The sequence below is a fragment of the Sphingomonas sp. T1 genome (assembly GCF_902506585.1).
Classification (GTDB): Bacteria; Pseudomonadota; Alphaproteobacteria; order Sphingomonadales; family Sphingomonadaceae; genus Sphingomonas; species Sphingomonas aerolata.
In genome coordinates, this window is record NZ_LR733897.1 from 23106 (window position 1) to 44432 (window position 21327).

A 21327-nucleotide genomic window follows, 5' to 3' on the forward strand; every position below is an offset into this window, starting at 1 on the left:
CCCCCCTGCTAGGGAGCTGGAAGTTGAAACCTCTTCGTCACCGCACGGTCCGGCTACCCCGCGACCTATATGATCGTATCGATGCCGAGGCAGCCTCTTTAGGCTGCACCCCTTCCGAGGTAATTCGTGAGGGTATTGAACGTCATCTCGACGGGCTGAAGTTACTGCAAGGCAGTAAGCGCCGGCACCTCCGCGTGACCGAATATATGCAGGTCGCGCTCGACGCGATCATCCGCAAAGACCACCCGGAAATGCGCGATACGCTGGTCCTCGAAACCGACCGTCGCATGAAGCTCCATCATGGCGCGTGATGACCCCAAGAAGCCGGCCAAGAAGCCGCGCAAGGACATCCGCAACGACAAGCGGCCGATCCCGCAGGAGCATTACTCCTCGCGGGGTGCTCCGCCTCGCAATTCCGGCAACTTCACCCGCGGCAGCCAGCTCCTCAACACCCAGGTCCTCATGTGGCTGCAGGGCATCAAGATGCCCGTCTACATGTGGCTTGGCGTCTTCGTCATCGCCTACTCCACAATCCTGACGCTGACCCTCGACGAGAACAACATCCAGCTCATCTCGATGCGGATCCTGTCGGGTCTCTGGGACTGGATTTCGTTCGACGAAATGAAGCGGATCAACCTGCGCCTGCCCGACAACAGCGTGCGCCATACCTACATGGGCTACGTCCCTTATGTGCCGGAGGTTATCCTCGCCTGGCACAAGGCCGTGAAGGGCCTCCTTGGCTCGGTTGTCGCCGCCTCGTGCATCACCGTCCCGCTGTCGATCTGGTACGTCGATTTCTCCGCCCGTCGCGGCAAAGCGATGATCCAGGAACGTCATGAGCGTGGCGCCATGCTGGTCGACCGCGACCTCCTCTATGCCGAGATCGCCGCCCACAACAAAGTCGAGTTCGTGAAGGAGGCCGCACGGCTCTTCCCAGGTGAGACGCCGGAGCAGGTCCTGAAGCGCAAATTTCGGGCCCGGAAGCTGGGTGGCATCCACCATCCCTATAGCGTCGCCGGTATCCCGTTTCCCTACCGCCTCGAACAGTCGCACTTCATGACGCTCGGCACCACCGGCTCGGGTAAAACCACCGTCTTCCGCAAGCTCCTCCAGCAGATGCGCGAGCGCGAAGACAGCGCCGTCGTGTTCGATCTGACCGGGGCCTATGTCGAGGCGTTCTACGACCCCGAACGCGACACCATTCTCAATCCCGCCGACGCCCGCTGCCCGGCCTGGACGATCTTCAACGACTGCACCAGCTACAGCGATTTCACCGCTGCGGCCGGAGCGCTCATTCCGTCCGATGGCGGTGCCGGCGATCCCTTCTGGGTGCTGGCCGCGCGGACGCTCTTCATCGAGATGTGCATGAAGCTCATCGAGATGGGCGAGACGTCCAATCAGGCCCTCGCCGACAACCTCATGACCGCCGACCTCAAGCTGGTCCACAAGCACCTAGCGAACACCATCGCCGATCCCATCACCGCGCCTGAAGCGGCCAAAATGGCGGAGTCGATCCGGGCGGTGTTCAACACCAACGCCAACATCCTGCGCTTCCTGCCCGACGACGGTCCGCAATACTCGATCCGGGACTGGATGACCGCCGAGAAGAAGCCCGGCTCGATCCTGTTCATCACCTCTAATTACACCGATCTGGAGATGAATCGGGCGCTGCTGACGCTGTGGTCCAACCTCGCGATTCACTCGCTCATGACGATGCGCAAAACCCGCGACCTGCGCACCTGGTTCGTGTTCGACGAGCTGGGCGCTCTTCACCGCCTGCCGGCGATCGAAAGCGGCCTCCAGACCGCCCGTAACTTTGGTGGAGCGATGGTCCTGGGACTGCACTCCTTCGATAAGCTGGTACAGGTTTACGGTGAGGAAAATGCCCAGAACCTCACGTCCCTCGCCAGGACCAAACTGATCCTGGCCGCGGCTAACATGAAGACGGCCGAAGAGGGCGCGAGCTACATCGGCAACCGCGAGATCAGGCAGATGGATGAGGGCTATAGCTATGGCTATAATAACACCCGCGACGCCTCGACCCTCACCCCGCGCAAACAGATCGAGCCGCTGGTCATTCCCGACGACATCATGAACCTGCCCAGCCTGCACGGGTTCGTGAAGTTTCCTGACGGTTTTCCCGCCGCCCGCGTCCGCCTCGAATGGGAGCATTACCCACAGGTTGCCGAAGGCTTCATCCGCCGCAAACCCGGCAAGCCGGACGAGCCTGGCATGGGTGTTCGCGGAGGGGGTGGCAAGCCGCAGGGGGGCGGTGATGACGTAGGGCGTGGGGATGTGCCGGGTCTCGATGAAACCGAGGTTCCGCCCGCCAACATCGCCAACAATTTCGCCAGCAACATCCTGTCCCAGCCGACCGAGGATGAGGTCGATAACTCACGCGACGGGAAGACTGACGAACCCGCAAGCCAGAGCCAGCCGCAAGCACTGCTCGAGGACATGCGCGAACCCACGCCGGACGACAAACGGGACCACCGGGCATCGCCTGTAGCCGGAGAAACGGAACGCTCAGGCAGTGACGATGATCGGCACGGCAAGGCTGGGTCAATACGGGCTGCGGAGCCGACGCCGGATCGGGCTGAGGACCTGTCGACCCGCGAGGCACGTGACGCCTTCCCCGATGAAATCGAGGACGGTGGCTTGGGTGTGGGTGACTGAAGATGCACTCGATCGCGACCGTCAAATCGGCTTCGGGCGCCGCCAAATATTTCGCCAAGGACGATTTCGTCAGCGGTGAATATTACACCGATGAAAAGGCCGGCGAGGTCAGCATGTGGGGTGGCGAAGGCGCGGCCGCGGCTGGCCTTGAGGGCAAGGTCTCACAGGAAACCTTCGCCAAGGTTTTGGGCGGCGAATTGCCCTCCGGCGAGCGGGTCATGGACCAAAAGGCATCGCGTCGGCCGGGTTATGACCTGACCTTCTCTGCGCCCAAATCGGTGTCGGTGATGGCTTATGTCGCCGGCGACAAACGCATCCTCGGCCCTGACGGCGCCCAGACCAAAGCGGTCCAGCAGACCATGGCCTGGATCGAGAAGAACCTCGCCGAAACCCGCATCACCAAGGACGGCAAGACCGAGACGGTGAAGACCGGCAACCTGGTCTATGCGCTGTTCCAGCACGACACCAGCCGGGCGCTCGATCCGCAGGCCCATGACCATGCCATCGTCGCCAACATGACCAAGGGGCCGGATGGCAAGTTCCATGCCCTCCACGCCGACCGGATCTGGTCGAATAACAGCGTCATCGGCTCGATCTATCATGCCTTCCTCCGCGCCGAACTGGAGAAGCTGGGATACAAGACCGAGCTGACCGGCAAGCACGGCACCTTCGAGATCGTCGGGGTCCCGAAGAACGTGCTGGAAGAGTATAGCCAGCGGCGTGCCGACATCGTCGCGACCGCGGAGAAGCTCGGCATCAAGAGCATGCAGGGGCTGCGCGATGTCACCGCCCGCACCCGTGATCCCAAGCTGAAAGTCGACGACCGCGACGGTCTCCTGAAAGATTGGATCGACCGCGCAGCTGCGCTCGGTTTCACCGGCAAGGATCTGCTGGCGGCTGCAGAGAAAACGAGCGAGGACCGGGAAACGTCACCGCTCGAGCGTGGCTATCAGGCGATCGTCGAGGCGGTCAGTGTAGCGCGCGAGACTGTCGCCGGCCTCTTGCGATCCCCCGACCCACTGGTCGACCGCGGTTTCGTCCGGCTGGCGCAGTCGACCGGACAGGCCAACGCGCAGCTTGCAGTGGCGTCGGCGGTCCGTATCCTTGGCCAGCGGGAAGCCGCTTTCGAAACCCATCAGGTCGCCAAGAAAGCGCTCGACCTTGGCTTGCCGGGCGTGACGATCGATCACGTCGATACCCGCATCGAGCAGCTGATCGAAAAGGGCAAACTGCTGCCCGGACAGATCGAGGTGAACGGCCGCACTGTCAGTGCAGTAACCACCCCGGAGGCGCTCAGGACCGAAGAGAGAATCCTTGCGATGGTTGAGGCCGGCAAGGGCCGCACCACTCCGATCATCGCGGCAGCGGATGCCCCAAACCGGCTGCAGGCCGCCTCCCCCTTCGAACTCAACCCCGGCCAGCTCGCGGCAGCGACATTGCTGGTGTCCAGCACCGATCGCATCGTCGTTGTCCAGGGCGTCGCCGGCGCCGGCAAGTCAACCATGCTGCAGGCGACTGCCGCGGTCGCTCGCGAGGAAGGCAAACGCGTCCTTGGGCTCGCCTTCCAGAACAAGATGGTCACGGACCTGAAGGACGGGCTGAAGCCACGCGAGATGTCGGTTGAGGACATGAAGGCGGCCGGGATCGAGGCGCAGACCATCGCCTCGTTCATCTGGGAGAACCAAAAACTGGCCGCCAATCCCAACACGCCAGAGGCGCAGGCGAAGCGGGCAGAGATGAAGGACACCATCATCATCGTCGACGAGACGTCGATGGTCTCCGATCCGGACATGCTGAAGCTCATGACGATCGCCGATGCGCTCGGTAACGAGCGGCTTCGCGAGATCGGCGATCGTCAGCAGCTGCAGCCGATCGATCGCGGTAAATCCTTCTCCGGCCAGCAGGCCGCCGGCGTCACCATGGCGCGGATGGACGAGAATATCCGTCAGCGCACCGACCAGCTGCGTACCGTCGCCGCCCTGACCAATGCCGGCAAGGCGAGCCAGGCGCTGCGCGTGCTTGGTGACAAGGTGGTGGAGGATGCCAATCCGGCCGGGAAAGCCTCCGAGCTATGGCTTGCGTTGTCGCCCGAGGAGCGCAGCATCACCTCGATCTTTGCCTCCGGCAAGGAGGCACGCACCACGATCAACAAGGAGGTGCAGGCTGGCCTCATCAAGGACGGCACGCTGAAAGGTGACGGCCTGTCCCTCGCTGTCCACCAGCCGGTCAACCTCACCCGTGAAGAACTGCGCTATGCACACGTCTACAAACCGGGCCAGACCCTTCATGTCCAAGGCAGGGTCGCCGAGCTAGATCTGCGCCACGGCACCGCCGAGGTGAAGCGAGTCTTCGCCAACGGCAAGGTAGAAATCGAGAGCAACGGTAAGCGGGTGAAGTTCAATCCGCAAAAGATCGACCCGCTCATCGACCGCGACCGGATGCAACTGACCACGCTGGAGACGGTGAAGATCCATGAGGGTGACCGCATCCGCTGGACCGGCAACGACAAGGAACGCGGCATCGCCAACGCGGCGATGGCGACCGTTACCTCGATCGAGGGCGGCAAGGTCACCGTCGAGCTGGCATCGAAAGAGACGCTGACCCTTGATCGCACCGATCCGATGCTGTCCCGCCTCGACCTCGCCTATGCACTCAACGCACACATGGCGCAGGGCGTCACCGCCGACAAGGCGATCGGGGTGATGCACAGCTACGAAAGCAACCTCTCCAACCAGCGCCTGACCAACGTCGTCGTCACCCGCGTCCGCGACGACCTCATCATGGTCGTCGACAACCAGGAGAAGCTGGAACGGCAGCTCGACCGCAATCCCGGTAACAAGACCTCCGCGCTCGAAAGCCTCGGCCGCCTCGATATCGATGGACCCGGCACCCGGACTGCGGTTGCCGATGATGCGCTGAGCAAGGCGATTGCCAGCCTGGACGCGCCCGCCAGTGAGAAAATCCTGATCGATCCCGCCAGTCTCGACATGACCGACCTGCCACCGATGGGCGCGTCGACCACTGACTATTCCGACATCAGGAATCTCGATGGCGAGATGCCGACGATGAAGGAAAGCGACGATCCTGCCCGCCGCGATGGTCGCGCGGATCGCAAGAACGACGAGCTCGGCCTGACGCCGCATGAACACGATGACCTCAGCGCGCTGCCGGCGATGCCCGGCCACGTCGAACAGATCCGCGGCCTGCCCGAGAAGAACCTCAGTCTGGATATGTGATGATGAGCAACACTCCCTTGATCGATCCGCCTGCCTCGCCCCTGCCGGCCGATCCACCCCGCCCGACGCCAAGGCTCCTGATCGACATGGTCATGACCCTTCTCGACAAACAGCAGGTCAGCCTGGCGCAGATGTTAAAGCACCTCAAACGCTGGGATCTCCCTGACTGGGAGCGCGGGCAGATCAGCGATTTTGCCGACGTGATCCTGCGCATGACGCAAATGAGCCACGATATCCTCGACAAGGTCGTGCAAGGTTGGCCTCACCTGCTCGATGACGAGACGATCCAGGCCGGGATCGAACGGCATACCACCCCCTTGCGCAGTGCTGCCGAGCGTATCCGCCGCGACTGTTCGGTAACCCGGGTACTCGCCATCGATGGGATGTCAGCTGCCGAGAAGCATCAAGACGAACTGTTGCGCGCCATCGCCTTTGCGATCGATAGCCATTGTGACGGCCTTGGCAGCATCCTTGGCACCCCGGAAGGCAGTCGATGACGAGGCTGGACCACTCCCGTCCAGTAATCGCCGACGAACCGGATGCGCATCACGATCAGATGCGCGGCCGTCTTCGTGCTTTCGAGGATAAATGGTTAGCGTCGCCATGCGGGCAACAGCCGGAGGCAGCACATGGCGCTGGCTGATCGCGACTATATGCGGGACCCACCTAAGAAGCGCGGCCGTACCACCCGCCTGAATGCCGCGCCGACTGACGGGGTCATCTGGGAGGCGACGCCCGATCAGGCGCCAGCGACTGAACCGCCATACCGTCATCGCCGCGCGATTGTACTGGCGCTGTGGCTTGCCGGAGCGACGGCCGTCTTTGCGGCAATGTGGGCGATCGCCTGCGCAATGGTCGCAGCCCAATGGCACGGCCAAGGCACGACGTTCACGCCGCCATCCACACAAGGCAAACCACAGTCAGGGGGGTATAATCATGGAGCAGGTTAGGCTTGAGCCACTGGTGACGGAGGCAGAGGCACTTGTAGCAATGTCCGTCGGTGATCTGGCGGATAGCTTCCGGACGCAGTCCTTCCACCTGATGCAGGCGCATCCGATCGCGGCTGCACACCTGGTGCTGGCGGCCGCCTCGATCGCGCCAACCTGCGCGGCCGAGCAAGACGTCGCCGACGAATTCTCTTTCGTCATCGTCGATTTTGCGCAGCAGCTAGGCGCCCTCCACCGCCGTGCCGTCAACCGGCGGGCACAGGAAGTCGCGGGTGTTGCGCATGGGCATTGATGACCGCGACTACATGCGCGAGCGCTACCGGGAACGTCAGGGAAAGGCCACTGGCTCGACGTTCTGGAACGATCGCAAGTCCAGGGTAGAGCAGCCGCACGACAGGAACGGCAAATCCGTACCGCTTGGCAGTGCGAGCTGGATCGGTGGCAATGGCGGCGGAGGTGGTGGCTGGTTTGATGCCGCCAGTCGTCGCTTCCAGCACCGCCATGACCGGCACCGGCCGAAACGGCTGGTTCGTGTCCACCCGGCGCAGAAGTGGATCATGCTACTATGGGCAGTGCCGATCCTATTCCCCGCCTATCGTGAAGCCAAACGCTCCGGTTGGTTTCCTGACCGCGCTGCCGAGATACGGTTTCCGTCGTCCGGCACGGTTACGGTCAACAACAACGTCGATCCCAAAACCGCAACATCCCGGCTGCATATTACGACCAACAACGCCAATGCCGTCGTGCAACTCTACAAGTGGAAAACCAACGAGCACGTCATATCGGTCTACGTCAGGGGGGGTGACGATGTTACAACGGCCGTACCACCGGGGAAGTATCGCATGCAGATCGTCGAGGGCGACAAGTGGCACGGCCTGACCGACTATTTCGGATCGTCGACCACGACCGACACCGTTGTCGCGGCAATGCGATTCGAGCCGCGGGCGGGTCACTCGATCGACCTGAACAGGCGACCGGATGGAAACCTGCATACGCGGCCCAAACTCACCGATCCGGACGCACTGCAATGAACGCAGAACCCCTTGAGAACTTGTTCGGCAACGTTCCGACTGCGGCCGACGAGCAGCTCGCGGACAGGCTACGGATGCTCGCATTCCGTATCATGTGGGAGCACCCCGTCTCCGCGGCGCATCTATCAGTCGCAGCCGCCGGGATAGCGCCGGCAGGCTGGGTTGACGCGCAGTTGGCTGATTTCTTCGCTGACGACCTGATCGAGTTTTCGAACGAGCTGGCCAGCCTCAATAAAACAGAACTTTGCCTAAACCAGGATGATGGCCGCTTGACGACAAACGGTATCAGAGCTGACCGGGTTGGGGGCAAACTGGGTAACCATCTTCTCAAACCCGCAATAAAAACACAGGCTTAATCAGGGAGCTATCATCATGCAGAAGATCATCACGGCCCTTGGGGTCATCGCGCTAACGGCGCCGCCGGCAGTTGCTCAGAAGCTCGGCAAGGGCGGCATCGGGATTGACGAAACGACGGAGGTGCCGCGTTGCGATCGGCCGCTCGGCACGATCGCGCTGGTCGAGGAGCGCAGCGCTGCGAGCCCGACTGACGGACTACCCGCCGGCATGGCAGCGCTGATCCGGATGGCCGAAACACAGAATGGTGGCGGTCAGCGGGTGGACCCCCTGCCCCTCCTCAAAATGCTGGTGTCGCAGAGCGGCTGCTTCCAGATCGTAGACAGAGGCGAGGGCTTCGACGCTCTTCAGCGAGAACGGCAGCTTGCTGCCGGCGGCTCGGTCGCCGGCGCCAACAATCAGGCAACTTTGAAGGCGGCCGACTACCTGCTGCAGGCCAAGGTCGTCTATTCCGACAATGACTCCGGTGGAAGCGGTGGTGGTCTCGGCTCGATGTTCCCGGGCGGCTTGGGCTTCAAGCAGAAGGTCAAGGCCAGCCAGACCATGCTGACGCTGGTCGAGGTCAAGACCGGCATCCAGCAAGCTGTGGCAACTGGCTCAGCTCGCAAGAAGGACCTCTCGATTCTTGGCGGCGGGATCCTGACTAATGCCGGCATCGGTGCCCTTGGCGGGAACTACACCTCGACTGACATGGGTAAGATCACGTCACTCGCCATGCTGGACGCCTTCCGCAAATTGACCACCCAGGCGCAGACCCGGCTTACGGCCGTTGCCGCCACGCCGGCACCAGCTGCAACGCCAGCGCCTGCTGCGCCGACACCCTCCACCGCAGTACCAGCGAGGCATTAAAGCGGAGGGAGGGAAGCAAGGGGGCGGAAGGCTGAAATGCCAGACGCCTCCCCCCCCCCCCTTCTATCCGACGAGCCCATGCCATGATGACGCAAACCGATCTCTTTGCCCCGCATGACGAGATTACGGAGCCACTCGATGCCGAGCATGAAACCGAACCGGTTCACTCGGCCGCTACGCCGATCGCCGTTCCTTGTGGCTTCAGCGACCGATACAATCGCCCTTGCAAACGTCTCGGCAATTGGCCGGTCATGATCGATGGCAAACAAATGGGTTGCCGCGACCGACCGATGGTTCATTGCGACCCGGCCTGTTTCAAAGACGACGCCCCCGCGCAGCAATACGGAAATGATGATGATATCGACTGGGATGACCGGATAGGTACGTATGACGACGAGCAATAGGTCAGGAACCGTTCTTGGAACGGTGGCAGAGGGGCGACCTGAAATGATGCGCAACCCTGCCGTCAGATGCCCATGCTGTGGAGAGCTAGTGCGTGAACTGCCGGCGACAACAGCGATCGAACCTTGCGCAAGTTGTAAACGACCTTTGGCACTTGTTCGAATGGCTTCCCGGCGCCGGGCGTATCGCCTTCACAACGTCCTAGACCTTATCGGGACCCTTCACGGTATCGCCACGATCATTCTGGTGCTGGCATTCGCTCTAACCGGAATGGAAGCCCTGACTTTTGCCAAGGCTATAACCATCCTACTCTTTGTTATCGCGTCGATCCTTTTAACAGACGGCGTCTTGAGCCTGAAAACAGGGATCGATAAAACTTGGGACATCATTCGCCGAGGGCCGCGCGCCCGTATTCACGGCTTGGCAAAGGTCGGCTGCGGGGTCGCAGGATTCGGGCTCACGATGATAGGACTAGCCCTGTAGCCGAAGGCAATCCTTGGCTGTTTCAGCCCTTCCCCGGCGCAGCATCACGTGCGTGAGCCTCAACTAACTCCTCGATGACTTGAGCCAAAGGGATGTTCCGACCGTTTGCGATCGAATAGATATAGTCGAGAGTGTCTGGCCTGAGTTTCAGCGAGAACGGCATCGACCGTCCGGCACCGCGCGTTCGACGCGGAACCTGAGGAATCTGGTTAGCGCGAAGCTGCTCTACCTCGCCCATCGGAACTGGCACGGTATCAAAGCCAGCGCGAACAGCGGCGGGCATGACAGAAGGCTCGTTTGAAACAGAATCAACTGGTGCGTTGCGGATAGCACCAAGGCCTCCGCTCAAAGAGCGGCGTTGAGGCTTTGCTTCAGCAGTCATATCTTCATCTCCTGCGCATTCACGATCGCGGCGCTAATGGCATCGGATAAGGCTCGACCTTCAGCTCGGGCCTTTGCAAGCGACGGGACGTCTTCGGGGGGGAGGCGATCCAACGTTGTACTGTAAGAGATCAGACTTTTGTATGCGGAACGCTCGGAAAGGATGACCTCGCATACCGGGATGTCTGCATCAACAAGCTCTTTGGCAAGAGCATTGAACTCCCGAGTGCGGAAGCCTGTAGTAACACGGGTCCACAGAACGCTATAGACAGGTGGTTTTCCTGAAACATTGGGAATGTCTTTGACCAGGGCTACCGTCGTGATTGCGTCTTCAACGTCTGCAGCGGAGGGGTTAGCCGGAATCACGACGTAGTGAGCACGCCCAATCGCCATCGCGATAGTCATGTTCTCGCTACCTTCGACATCGATCAGAACGACGTCGTTTTGTTCTTCCGCCAAGCGCAACGTATTAACAAGCGAGCCAGCGTTAGCCTCCACCACGGAGATATTCTCCGATATCGTGCCAGCAGAGGCCCAGCGAAGAATGCGCTTTTTAGGGTCGGCATCAATAATACGAACCTTGTAGCCCTGCTCGGCGTACTGGCCGGCCAGTACGATTGCGGTGGTAGATTTGCCGCAACCTCCCTTCGGCGAGGCAAGCGTAATTACAGCCATTGGTCATCCTTTGCCTGTCCAGCCATGAATGGCCATGACCATACCTATCTGTCCTTTGAAAGCCATACATAGCCATACCATGTCTGGTCAATGACATATTTTCCTTTCCCTAACATGAAAAGGCATTTCCTTACATGTAAAGACATGTGCAGTCGTTGCATGTAATAACATGTGTTGACATGCTTCGCTGATTGCCAAGGCACAGCCTCGCAGTGGGCCGGAAAGAACGTCATACCTCAGAGCGCGAGTTCGCTTTCAGGCGTAGGTCGTCAAACCACGATAGAGCCAGGGTTGGCATAAGCCCTTCCAACCTCCGTAAAACGCTTGAAACCTGCGCGATATTTCGCTCACGATGACAGGCAGTGACTAGCGTGTTGGGGGTCAGGCAGATGGAAAAATTTACGGCGCCAGAAGAAGAAATCCCCGCTGGTTACACGGCTAAATCATATGACGAAATACTCGCAGACATTCAAGATAACCTGATAAAGGTCCATGAGTACACCTGTGCTTCGGGCGACATGTATGAATCATTAGCTAGAATGACTGAAGGGCAGGTGTCCTCGATCATTGGAAAAAGCGGCGTAATAAGCTACCACGTGATGACGATCCTAGAGGATACACTCTCACTGCTGAAATCGGCAGATAAGAATGCTGACCTAGTACTGAAGCGCACGATACAAACCCGTTCACGGAAATGGTCATGGAAAAGGTCGGCAACGTGGATGGCGATCGGCGCAGTGGCGACCGCCGTGACGATGGGCGCGGGATGGGTAGTGGGCGTCAAGACCGGCTCACTGGTCGGCTATAGCCGTGCGTTCGACGACTTAGCCTCCGGTGGTATGATCGAGATAAAGCGCCACGGCGACTGGGTCGACCTGACGATGGGGCCGAGCAACCCAGCCGGGCGAGGCGATCCGGCAAGGCCCAAAGCAACCATGCGGCTCGATGCCGACAAGGTGCCAGAACTGCGGTAACATTCAGCAGGCGATCGCAGCAGCCGATGTGCCGGTGCAAACGTTCAAGACAACGCATCGCGTCAGACAACAAGCCGGCAACGTTGGATTTGCTGCGTCCGTGTAGTAGCGATCAAAGAGTTACAGGGGCGGGGCAGGAAACGGTGCGAAGACCGGAACCCAAGTCCTGCAGATAAAATGAGCGCGCGTCGCCGTCGTAATTGCCCTCGTGCTGCTCTACTAGAGCGGTTTCTCACCGGGCTGAATCATAATGGGATTCCCGTCGCCGCGGTTTTCTGATTCAGGATTCATGCCGGTGGAGGAGGCTGGCATGGATGGCGCGAGCATTGTCAGTGGATCTTCGAGACAGGGTTGTGGCGGCGATCGCGAGTGGTCTGTCGCGTCGTCAGGCCGCGCTACGGTTCGGTGTCAGCGCCGCGAGCGCCGTCCGGTGGCAGCAGCTTGCAAACCAGCACGGGACGCCAGCGCCACAGCAGCAGGGCGGAGATCGACGTTCGATGAGGATCGAGGCGCATGCCGAGTTGATCCTGGAAGCTTACAAGGCGACGCCCGACATCACCCTGACCGAGTTGCAGGCACTTCTGGCCGATCACGGCACCGAGGTCGCACTCGGCACGATCTGGCGGTTCTTCGCGCGGCGCGGGATCACGCGCAAAAAAAGACAGCGCACGCGACCGAGCAGGATCGCCCCGACATCCTGAAGCGGCGTGAGGAATGGTTCGACGGCCAGCTCGATCTCGATCCCGAGCAGCTCATCTTCATCGATGAGACTTGGGCATCGACGAACATGGCGCGTCGCTATGGCAGAGCGCCACGCGGTGAACGATTGCGGGCCGGCGTGCCGCACGGGCACTGGAAAACCACCACTTTCGTCGCTGGTCTGAGCCGTACGGGCATGATCGCACCCTGGGTTCTCGATGGGCCGATGAACGGTGATGCCTTCACCACCTACGTGACCCGCGTGCTGGTGCCCGAACTCTCACCTGGCAACGTCGTCATCATGGACAACCTATCCAGCCATAAAGCGCCAGCCGTGCGCGCGGCCATCGAAGCCGCAGGTGCCCGGCTCTTGTTCCTTCCGCCCTACAGCCCGGACTTCAACCCTATCGAGATGGCCTTCTCAAAACTCAAGGCACACTTGCGAAAGGCGGCCGAGCGGACCATCCACGGCCTCTGGAATGCCATCGGCCGCATCGTCGACCTATACTCGCCTCAGGAATGCTCGAACTACTTCGCAGCCGCTGGCTACGATGCAGACTGATCAGAAACCGCTCTAGATAATGATGAACGGCCTTCTCGACACCTCAGACCACAGACGCCGGGCTGGTCTGCTGGTCGCAATTGCCCTTGTCTCGATTGGCCTGTGGCAAACTCAGATCGGCAGCCTGATCCTCTATCCGTTCAGCCTACTGGCGACGTGGTTCCACGAGATGGGCCACGGCCTTGCCGCGATACTGACGGGGTCGAGCTTCGACCACCTAGTGATCTTCTCAGACGGCTCGGGCTACGCCGCCATCAGAACCCCCGTCGACGGGGCGTATCACCCTAGCGCTAATATCCGCAGCCGGGCCGCTCGGACCCGCGATCGTCGGATCCCTAATGATCGTCGCGTCGCGAACCACCGCGACCTCGCGCCTTGCGCTCGAGATACTCGGATGGGCGGTCATTATCTCCACGGCGGTCTGGGTGCGGTCGCTGGCCGGGTGGATATTTCTGCCCGCACTAGGGCTGGCCGTCATCGCGCTAGATCGTCTCGGCAAGCCGTCCCACCACCAGCTGGCCGTGCAGGTTATAGGCGTCCAGGCATGCATCAGCGTCTGGCGCTCGTTCGACTACTTATTCAGCTCCAGCGGATACGTCGGTGGTCAGTCAAAACAGTCAGATACCGCGGCGATCGCCAACGCGCTGCTGCTGCCCTACTGGTGCTGGGGCGGGGCCATCAGCGTCGCTATTGCCGCACTGCTGTGGTGGAGCTTGCGAAAGGCGTTCCGAACCTGACCGGCGCGCACCGCCGAGGGCAGGTGTTGCCCGAAATCTGTTCCCAAAACCGTTTTCTCGAAATGCCCCGATCGAGATGGAGCTATGGAATAATTTATTCGTCGGTCTCGACCGGCGTCGCGGCGCTGAGCAGTCGTCTATCCCGAGCGATCTTGGCAAGCAGGGTGCGACTGCAACCGGTCGCGTCCATGATCTCCCGCCAGCTGCGGCCATTGCTCAGCAAGGAGGAAATGGCGGCGTTGCGGGTCTTGTTTGCGGGACGGCCCTTATAGAGGCCAGCAGCCTTGGCCTTGGCGGTCCCTTCAGCCTGGCGACGACGGCGATCCTCATAATCCTTGCGTGCGACCGCCGCGAGGACGTCGAGCATCATGGCATTAACCGCAGCGAACATGCGGCCGGTGAACTCGTCGGCCGTCGCCGTCAGTGTCCACGATGTGGGAAGGTCGAGCGCGACGATGCGGACCTGCTTGGCGTCGATAAGACCACGCAGCCTCAACCAATCGGGCGAGGTGAGGCGCGATAGTCGATCAACCTGCTCCACCAGCAGCACGTCGCCGGGTTCGCAGTCATTGAGCAACCGGAACAGCTCGGGCCGATGCAGCTTGGCGCCGCTTTCGTTTTCGACATAGCGCGCGGCGATCCGCAGTCCCTGCTCAACGGCAAAGGCCTCGAGAACGCCGCGGGCGCGTGATGCGTCCTGTTCGGACGTAGATGCGCGGAGGTAGGCCCGGATGAACATGGTACGGTCTTCGATACGTGGTGCTTGTTTGTCCAGTCCTTTTTGAGTGGGAAAAGCCCATTTAAGGGACCGGATTAGCACCGGTCCTCAAAAGGCATACCTAAACCGCACCATGCTAGTATCAGTGGAATAGCCCGTGAGAGGGCGAGACGGTCGAAACTGGAATATGCACTATATCAGACGACATGGTCACCGCGCCCACGCATCAATCCGGCAGGACAACGTCTGGGCCACATCACGCGACGATTGGCGGTTCGGTCGAACGGGTGACGTTTCATAACGCGGACACAGGGTTTTGCGTCCTGCGGGTAAGGGTGAGGGGGCAGCGCGATCTGGTGACACTGGTCGGCCACGCTGCGGCGATCGGTGCCGGCGAATATGTCGAAGCAACCGGGGTCTGGCTCAACGATCGCAATCATGGCTTGCAGTTCAAGGCAGACCAGGTCGAGGCAACGGTACCGACTACGCTGAAGGGGCTGGAGAAGTATCTCGGCTCGGGCATGATTAAGGGGATCGGTCCGGTCTATGCCGCCAAGCTCGTGGCGGCGTTCGAGCATGACGTGTTCGAGGTCATCGAGCATGCACCCGAACGGCTGCGGGAGGTGACCGGCATCGGGCCAGTGCGGGAAGCCAAGATCATTCGCGGCTGGAGCGACCAGCGAATGATCCGGGAGATCATCGTCTGGCTCTACGGCCACGGGGTAAGCTCGGCACGCGCCGTCAGGATCTTCAAGACCTATGGCGATCAGGCGATCGCTGTCATCAAAGCCGACCCGTATCAGCTGGCACGCGACATCACTGGGATCGGCTTCAAAACCGCCGACGCGATCGCCTTCAGCATCGGCTACGGCAAGGAGGATCCCAGACGCGTCCGTGCTGGTGTCAGCCATGCGCTGACCAGCGCCATGGACGATGGCCATTGCGGGCTGCCGCGTGACGATCTGCTGCGGTCAGGCGCAAAGCTCCTTGAAGTTGCCGAACCATTGATCGCACGTGCCCTCGAGGGAGAGCTTGCAGCCGGTGAGGTCATCGCTGGCAAGACCGAGGGTCGTGAGGTTATGTTCCTGGCTGGGCTCTACCGCGCCGAACAGGTGATCGCCGATCGTCTGCTGCGATTGCGCCAAGGCCTGCTGCCCTGGCCTGCGATCGATGCCGAACGCGCCATCCCCTGGGTGGAGGGCAAGACCGGCCTGAACCTGTCCGCAAGCCAGCGCGATGCGGTACGTCTGGCCCTCCTGTCCAAGACCTGCGTGATCACCGGCGGGCCGGGTGTTGGCAAGACGACGCTGGTTAATTCGATCCTGAAGATCCTGGCGGCAAAGCAGGTGACGATGGCACTTGCCGCACCAACGGGTCGGGCAGCCAAGCGACTTGCCGAGTCCAGCGGCATGGAGGCTATGACCTTGCACCGCCTGCTCGAGACAGACCCCGCAGAGGGCGGTTTCAAGCGCAACGATGATAACCCCCTCGACTGCCAGCTGCTGGTCATCGACGAGGCCAGCATGGTCGATGTCATGCTTATGCATGCCACGCTAAAGGCGCTACCGGCAGGCGCAGCGCTGCTTTTGGTCGGTGACGTTGATCAATTGCCATCGGTCGGTGCCGGGCAGGTGCTTAAAGACGTCATCGGCAGTGCAGCCGTGCCCGTCGTACGGCTGACCGAGGTGTTTCGTCAGGCGGCAACCAGCCGCATCATTATCAATGCCCACCGCATCAATGCCGGCGAGATGCCGGACCTGACTGCGCGTCGGGAAGGCGACTTCTTCTTCATCGAGGCTGAGGAACCTGGTGACGTCGCCGACAAGGTGGTCGATCTCGTGTCCCGACATATTCCACGCCGTCTCGGGTTTGAACCTGCCCGCGACATCCAGGTGCTGGGACCGATGCAGCGGGGAGGGGCGGGGGCGCGGGCATTGAACACGCTACTTCAGCAGCGCATCAATCCGCCGACTGATCAGTTCGTCGAGCGGTTCGGCCACCGCTATGGGGTCGGCGATAAGGTCATGCATATCGTCAACGATCGCGAGCGTGACATCTATAACGGTGATCTCGGCGTGGTGACCGGTGTCGACCACTCCGAGGCTGAATTGACGGCACTATTCGGCCAGACAGAGGCGACCTTCGACTTTGGTGAACTCGATGCACTCCAGCTCGCCTATGCCACCACGATCCACAAGTCGCAGGGATCGGAATATCCTGTCGTCGTTCTGCCCCTGACCATGCAAGCGTACACCATGTTGGGGCGCGAGCTGATTTACACCGCCGTCACGCGTGCGAGAAAGCTGTTGGTGATCGTTGGCTCACGCAAGGCGCTTTCGATTGCCGTCAAACGACGCCAGCCGAGGCGATGGTCGCTGTTGAGAGAGCGGCTGGCGAAGCTTATCTGACAAGCATCGTTAGGCCACGCTGATCGGTCAACGTCAAAGCAGACCTTCTGCTTTCAAAAGTGGTGGAAAACCGCCTGTCCGTTTTCGGATGCCGATCGACGTAAGTTGCCGTTCATTCATGCGGCAGGGCAGGGCATTTAAGTGGCGCCGATGCCCGCCGAGATCGACCGCTGGATCGAGGACGAACAGGAGGCAAACCGCAATCTTAAGAGAATGTGAGGAACATCTGTATCGACGTAGCCAATCTGCTAATGCAGATCATCGGTCCGAGTGAACGGGAAAGGAGGAGTGATGGCTGGTGCAAAGCAGGTGATCGCCCTCCTGTCCGGACATGTCGAAGGTGATGCAGAACGCGTCTACACGGTTGCCTTGCAGATTGCGGCGTCGGAAGCTCGTCAGGGACACACCAAAACCGCCGAGGCGTTGCGGAGGCTTGTCGACACGGCTCGGGAGAGCGGGGCAACAACCGTGCCCGCTACGCTGCCTCAAATCGCCGTAGCGACGCCGCTGGTCAAACCGCGGGGCGACCTCGAAGGATTGGTCCACGTTACTCACAGTGAGACGCGGCTCGATGACATGACCTTAACCGAGGCGGTGCGCACTCGGCTTCTACGCCTTGTCGTGCAGCAAAAGCAGCGTGGTCGGCTGCGCGAGTACAATCAGCGGCCGAGCTCACGCCTTTTGCTCGTCGGCCCACCAGGATCAGGCAAGACGCTCACCGCGAGCGCGCTGGCGGGCGAGTTGCACCTCCCGCTGTTCACAGTCCGACTGGACGGTGTCATCACCCGTTTCCTGGGGGAGAGCGCATCGAAGCTGCGCCTCGTCTTCGATCAAATCGCGCAGATGCGAGCAGTCTATCTCTTCGATGAGTTTGACGCGATTGGGGGGAAGCGCGGGGCAACCAACGACGTCGGCGAGATCCGTCGCGTCCTAAATTCCTTCCTGCAGTTCTTGGAGGAGGGCAATTCGACAGACAGCGTCGTGGTGGCAGCGACCAATCACCCGGAGCTGCTCGATCGCGCGCTGGTTCGTCGGTTCGACGAGATCATTGAATATGGTCTGCCCGATGCGTCGGGTGCTCGGGCCATGATCAGCAACCGGTTGGGAAAGATGGCCGGCCGCTCGATCGAGTGGGCCAGCATCGCGGCCCTATCGGATGGCCTAAGCCAAGCAGAGCTCGCCCGGGTTGCAGATGAGGCAACCAAAGAGGCAATCCTGGCGGGGAAGAAGACTGTCGGCACAGCCGATCTGACCACTGCGCTAAGTGCAAGACGAACGATGCGGGAGGCAGTCGCCGACATTTTCAGCGACTGAAACGACGGATGCCAAGCGCGGTGTAATGGGGGTTTATGGTCAGCGGGTATATTCGTCAGCATTTGCGCGTCGAGCGTTTTGTCGATCTAAGACCATACAAGCGACCCAACCGCGCGATGGGATCAAAGGATCTCGGCCGCGAGACGGAGCAGCATGCCGAACAGCTCAAGCGTGATCTTGCGGTTGCCTGGGCGAGCACCGACGGGCTCATCGCCGAGCGCGACCCCGTCTTTACCGGCGAAGCGGGCCGCTATGTCGATTTCGACACATTGCCGGACCAGCCTCTTCCGGATCTTGCTTGGGCATCAAAGGGGATCCGCCTCGCTAGTGCCAGCCGGGCGGATGACGGCGTAGCCAAAGGAACACTCTTCGTCCCCGACGACGCCCAATCCTTTCTCGACTCGAAGCTCGACGAATATCGGTCCAGCCGTGGTGAGAAGGGGCGACCTTCGCATGAGGCTCGGTTCGTAGCGATTGAGCATTTCCGGGCGGCGAGGCTGGAATCGTTGTGGGTCGACAGTCGGACGATCCCCAATGCAGGTGTACCCACCTGGTGGGAATGCTGGTGCTGGCCCGATCGGGTGCAGAACCTTGATGCGAAGGCGGTCGCTGCGGCCGTCCTAGTCGGGGAGGGGCGCCTGCGGTTCGCTGAACGGGTGGTCGTCTTTCTCTATACCGATCGCACCATGCTCGGACGGATCGTTGCGAGCTGCGACGCGGTAGCGGAACTGCGACTTGGTCGGGATGATGCCGCGTTTTTTTCGAGTGGTGAAGGTCGCGACGATGCGGAGGATTGGGTCGCCAACGCGACCGCGCGCATCGAGAGCGGTCCCAACCGAGACGCGGTTGCAGTGTGCCTGCTGGACACGGGTATCAACAGGGCACACCCTTTGCTCGCGCCCGCATTTGCCGCGGATGACCTGCATAGCGTGAATCCGGCTTGGGGCGTCGACGACCATCATGGTCATGGCAGCGAGATGTCAGGGCTTGCGGTTTACGGGGACCTGACGACGACGCTGCTATCTGCCGATCCAATCACACTCAACTACGCGGGCGAGGGTGTGAAGCTGCTGCCGCCGGCGGGATTTACTCTGACCGAGCCGCAGAGCTACGGACTCGTGACTCAACAAGCCATTCTCCGTCCCGAGATCGCAAGACCGGATCGCGAACGGGTCTATTGCATGGCAGTCACCCAGCCCGATGTTTATGGCCCGAAGGCGACCAGCTGGAGCGCAACGCTTGATGCCTCTGCGTTCGGCGGGGACGAACTGGTGGAATTGCGGCGGCGACTCATCTGCGTTTCGGCCGGTAACCTTCCCGATGGTCTCCTCCACGCCGAGCTGGAGGATTGGGACAGCCATGAGGTCGAGGATCCGGCTCACGCTTGGAACGTGCTAACGATTGGAGGTTACACGCAGAAGGGTCCGATCACCGATCACGGCTACGATCATTGGGCCTGCGCGGTCGAGCCTGGGATGCTCAGCCCGTACAGCCGTGTCTCAGCCGCTTGGTATCGCGGAGTGTCGCCGATCAAGCCGGAACTGGTTCTCGAAGCCGGCAACAAGGGGATCGATTCTGCCGACACCAGCATGGTCAGCGGGATAGACTCTCTATCGCTACTCACGACCAGCCGCGATCCGACAGGAAAACCGCTTACCTTGGCCTGGGCGACGAGCGCTGCCACCGCGCAGCTGGCGGGGATGGCGGCTGAGGTGCTCGCCGATGACCGGGAGCTATGGCCAGAGACGGTGCGAGCGCTGCTCGTTCACAGCGCCAAATGGACACCGGCAATGGAACAGGCGTTGCTGGCAACCAACCAGAAATCAGAGCGGCTCATGATGCTCAGGCGTTTTGGTTACGGCGTCCCCAACCAGGATCGCGCCCTTCGCTCTGCGTCCAACTCGTTGGCGCTCGTGGCGCAGCAGGAAATCCAGCCGTTTATTCGCGAGAAGGGACAGCAGGCTCATCTAAACCACGCCCATTTCTATGCGCTTCCCTGGCCGTCGCAGACCCTTCTTGAGCTTGGGGCGCACGAAGTACGCCTGCGCGTGACGCTATCCTATTTCGTCGAGCCCAATCCGAGTGCGGACGCGCCCCTTTCTCCTGCGCGCTATCGGTCCGCCGGGCTTCGGTTTGACCTGCGACGACGCAACGAAACACAAGCGCGGTTCGAAGCGCGCGTTAACGCGCTGGCGGCCGTGGCGGACGAGGAGGACGATCTGTTGGGTGACGTCGCCGATCCGGGGCGGCTGCTTGGCGAGCGGTCAATATCGGCAGGTTCGCTCCATCTTGACGAGTGGCGCTGCTCGGCAGCAGATCTTGCCGATCGCAATGGCATTGCGATCTTCCCTGTCGGCGGATGGTGGAAGTCCAGTCGCGACCGAGACCGCACGAACGGCATGATGCGCTATGCGCTGATCCTCACGATCGACGCGGGCGATGTAGAGCAAGATCTCTGGGTCGAGACCGCGATCGCTGCTGGCGTTGAGGTCGAGGCGCAAGTTGAAGTCTGATGGGGGTCATTTCGGCTGAGGGCAAATTGACACACTAAGCGACGATATCTTCGGAACCCCAGCGGTGAGACATGGGCGAGAAGGTGGTCAGCCGTATCCAGCCCCCCGCGTCGTCGGACTGAACAGAAATGCTGTCGATTGCGCTCCCAAGGCCGGGCGCGGTTGCTTGCTGGCGGTGCTAGGCAACATGAACAAACGACTGAATCTAAGCGCTGCATGGAAGGCGCTGGATGACCACTTGTGTGAAGGAAATCGGGCACCGGCAGGTGTACGATTTCCTCCAAAGCAGGAAGCCGCGGGCCTCGGATGCTGACCTATGGGTTTTTCGGTTTTCGGCTGCTGGGCCGCCGGGCGGGACAGCCCGCAGC

Annotated in this window: 19 protein-coding genes and 1 pseudogene; 17 read left to right on the forward strand and 3 right to left on the reverse strand. The window is 61.1% G+C overall.

What is annotated here, in order from left to right:
• Positions 1-23: 23 nt before the first annotated feature.
• The 10 genes from GV027_RS19750 (at position 24) to GV027_RS19795 (ending at position 9978) form a co-directional block, all read left to right on the forward strand.
• Positions 24-311, forward strand: a complete 288-nt coding sequence (locus GV027_RS19750) for a ribbon-helix-helix protein, CopG family (RefSeq protein ID WP_159513351.1) — start codon at positions 24-26, stop codon at positions 309-311.
• Positions 301-2676, forward strand: a complete 2376-nt coding sequence (locus GV027_RS19755) for a type IV secretion system DNA-binding domain-containing protein (protein WP_159513352.1) — start codon at positions 301-303, stop codon at positions 2674-2676. Before GV027_RS19750 ends, GV027_RS19755 begins: the two co-directional genes overlap by 11 nt.
• Before the next feature lie 2 nt (positions 2677-2678).
• Positions 2679-5912, forward strand: a complete 3234-nt coding sequence (gene mobF, locus GV027_RS19760; protein ID WP_159513353.1) for a MobF family relaxase — start codon at positions 2679-2681, stop codon at positions 5910-5912.
• Positions 5912-6409 (forward strand): hypothetical protein, encoded by a 498-nt coding sequence (locus tag GV027_RS19765; protein ID WP_159513354.1) that lies wholly within the window; start codon positions 5912-5914, stop codon positions 6407-6409. Before mobF ends, GV027_RS19765 begins: the two co-directional genes overlap by 1 nt.
• A 439-nt stretch (positions 6410-6848) precedes the next feature.
• A complete protein-coding gene (locus GV027_RS19770) occupies positions 6849-7151 on the forward strand; it encodes a hypothetical protein (protein ID WP_236559419.1) in 303 nt (100 codons plus the stop codon).
• The gene (locus tag GV027_RS19775) at positions 7141-7890 is read left to right on the forward strand and encodes a hypothetical protein (protein WP_159513356.1); all 750 of its coding nucleotides are present in this window, start codon (positions 7141-7143) and stop codon (positions 7888-7890) included. The genes GV027_RS19770 and GV027_RS19775 overlap by 11 nt, the downstream gene beginning before the upstream one ends.
• On the forward strand, positions 7887-8246 hold the full coding sequence (locus tag GV027_RS19780) for a hypothetical protein (protein WP_159513357.1): 360 nt from the start codon (positions 7887-7889) through the stop codon (positions 8244-8246). The genes GV027_RS19775 and GV027_RS19780 overlap by 4 nt, the downstream gene beginning before the upstream one ends.
• A gap of 16 nt (positions 8247-8262) precedes the next feature.
• The gene (locus GV027_RS19785; RefSeq protein ID WP_159513358.1) at positions 8263-9093 is read left to right on the forward strand and encodes a CsgG/HfaB family protein; all 831 of its coding nucleotides are present in this window, start codon (positions 8263-8265) and stop codon (positions 9091-9093) included.
• A gap of 83 nt (positions 9094-9176) precedes the next feature.
• On the forward strand, positions 9177-9497 hold the full coding sequence (locus tag GV027_RS19790; protein ID WP_159513359.1) for a hypothetical protein: 321 nt from the start codon (positions 9177-9179) through the stop codon (positions 9495-9497).
• A gap of 88 nt (positions 9498-9585) precedes the next feature.
• Positions 9586-9978, forward strand: a complete 393-nt coding sequence (locus tag GV027_RS19795) for a hypothetical protein (RefSeq protein WP_159513360.1) — start codon at positions 9586-9588, stop codon at positions 9976-9978.
• Between the two features lie 22 nt (positions 9979-10000).
• Here the strand turns inward: GV027_RS19795 and GV027_RS19800 are convergent, their stop codons facing one another.
• Both GV027_RS19800 and GV027_RS19805 read right to left on the reverse strand, forming a co-directional pair.
• Positions 10001-10360 (reverse strand): hypothetical protein, encoded by a 360-nt coding sequence (locus GV027_RS19800; RefSeq protein ID WP_159513361.1) that lies wholly within the window; start codon positions 10358-10360, stop codon positions 10001-10003.
• A complete protein-coding gene (locus GV027_RS19805) occupies positions 10357-11034 on the reverse strand; it encodes a ParA family protein (RefSeq protein ID WP_159513362.1) in 678 nt (225 codons plus the stop codon). Before GV027_RS19805 ends, GV027_RS19800 begins: the two co-directional genes overlap by 4 nt.
• A gap of 389 nt (positions 11035-11423) precedes the next feature.
• Between GV027_RS19805 and GV027_RS19810 the strand changes: the two genes are divergently transcribed.
• The 4 genes and pseudogenes from GV027_RS19810 to GV027_RS21755 all read left to right on the forward strand — a co-directional run bounded on the left by GV027_RS19810 (position 11424) and on the right by GV027_RS21755 (position 14006).
• On the forward strand, positions 11424-12008 hold the full coding sequence (locus GV027_RS19810; RefSeq protein WP_159513363.1) for a hypothetical protein: 585 nt from the start codon (positions 11424-11426) through the stop codon (positions 12006-12008).
• Between the two features lie 314 nt (positions 12009-12322).
• A protein-coding gene (locus GV027_RS19815; RefSeq protein ID WP_159513364.1) for an IS630 family transposase occupies positions 12323-13269 on the forward strand; the annotation gives its coding sequence in 2 pieces (ribosomal slippage) (positions 12323-12659 and positions 12659-13269; 948 coding nt in all).
• Between the two features lie 22 nt (positions 13270-13291).
• Positions 13292-13468 (forward strand): annotated as a pseudogene (locus GV027_RS21750) (M50 family metallopeptidase); the annotation flags it as partial.
• A gap of 124 nt (positions 13469-13592) precedes the next feature.
• The gene (locus GV027_RS21755) at positions 13593-14006 is read left to right on the forward strand and encodes a M50 family metallopeptidase (RefSeq protein ID WP_268893598.1); all 414 of its coding nucleotides are present in this window, start codon (positions 13593-13595) and stop codon (positions 14004-14006) included.
• 94 nt (positions 14007-14100) lie between these two features.
• On the opposite strand, the gene GV027_RS19825 is transcribed toward GV027_RS21755, so the two are convergent.
• On the reverse strand, positions 14101-14826 hold the full coding sequence (locus GV027_RS19825; protein WP_236559420.1) for a recombinase family protein: 726 nt from the start codon (positions 14824-14826) through the stop codon (positions 14101-14103).
• A gap of 104 nt (positions 14827-14930) precedes the next feature.
• Here GV027_RS19825 and recD2 point away from each other — a divergent pair, with 104 nt between their 5' ends.
• The 3 genes from recD2 to GV027_RS19840 all read left to right on the forward strand — a co-directional run bounded on the left by recD2 (position 14931) and on the right by GV027_RS19840 (position 20959).
• Entirely contained in the window at positions 14931-17132 is a 2202-nt protein-coding gene (gene recD2 / locus GV027_RS19830) for an SF1B family DNA helicase RecD2 (protein ID WP_159513365.1), read from the forward strand.
• 291 nt (positions 17133-17423) lie between these two features.
• Positions 17424-18446 carry an AAA family ATPase gene (locus GV027_RS19835; RefSeq protein WP_159513366.1) on the forward strand — a complete coding sequence of 341 codons (1023 nt, stop codon included), beginning with the start codon at positions 17424-17426 and terminating at the stop codon, positions 18444-18446.
• 35 nt (positions 18447-18481) lie between these two features.
• Positions 18482-20959 carry a S8 family peptidase gene (locus GV027_RS19840; RefSeq protein WP_159513367.1) on the forward strand — a complete coding sequence of 826 codons (2478 nt, stop codon included), beginning with the start codon at positions 18482-18484 and terminating at the stop codon, positions 20957-20959.
• The last annotated feature ends 368 nt before the right edge of the window (positions 20960-21327 follow it).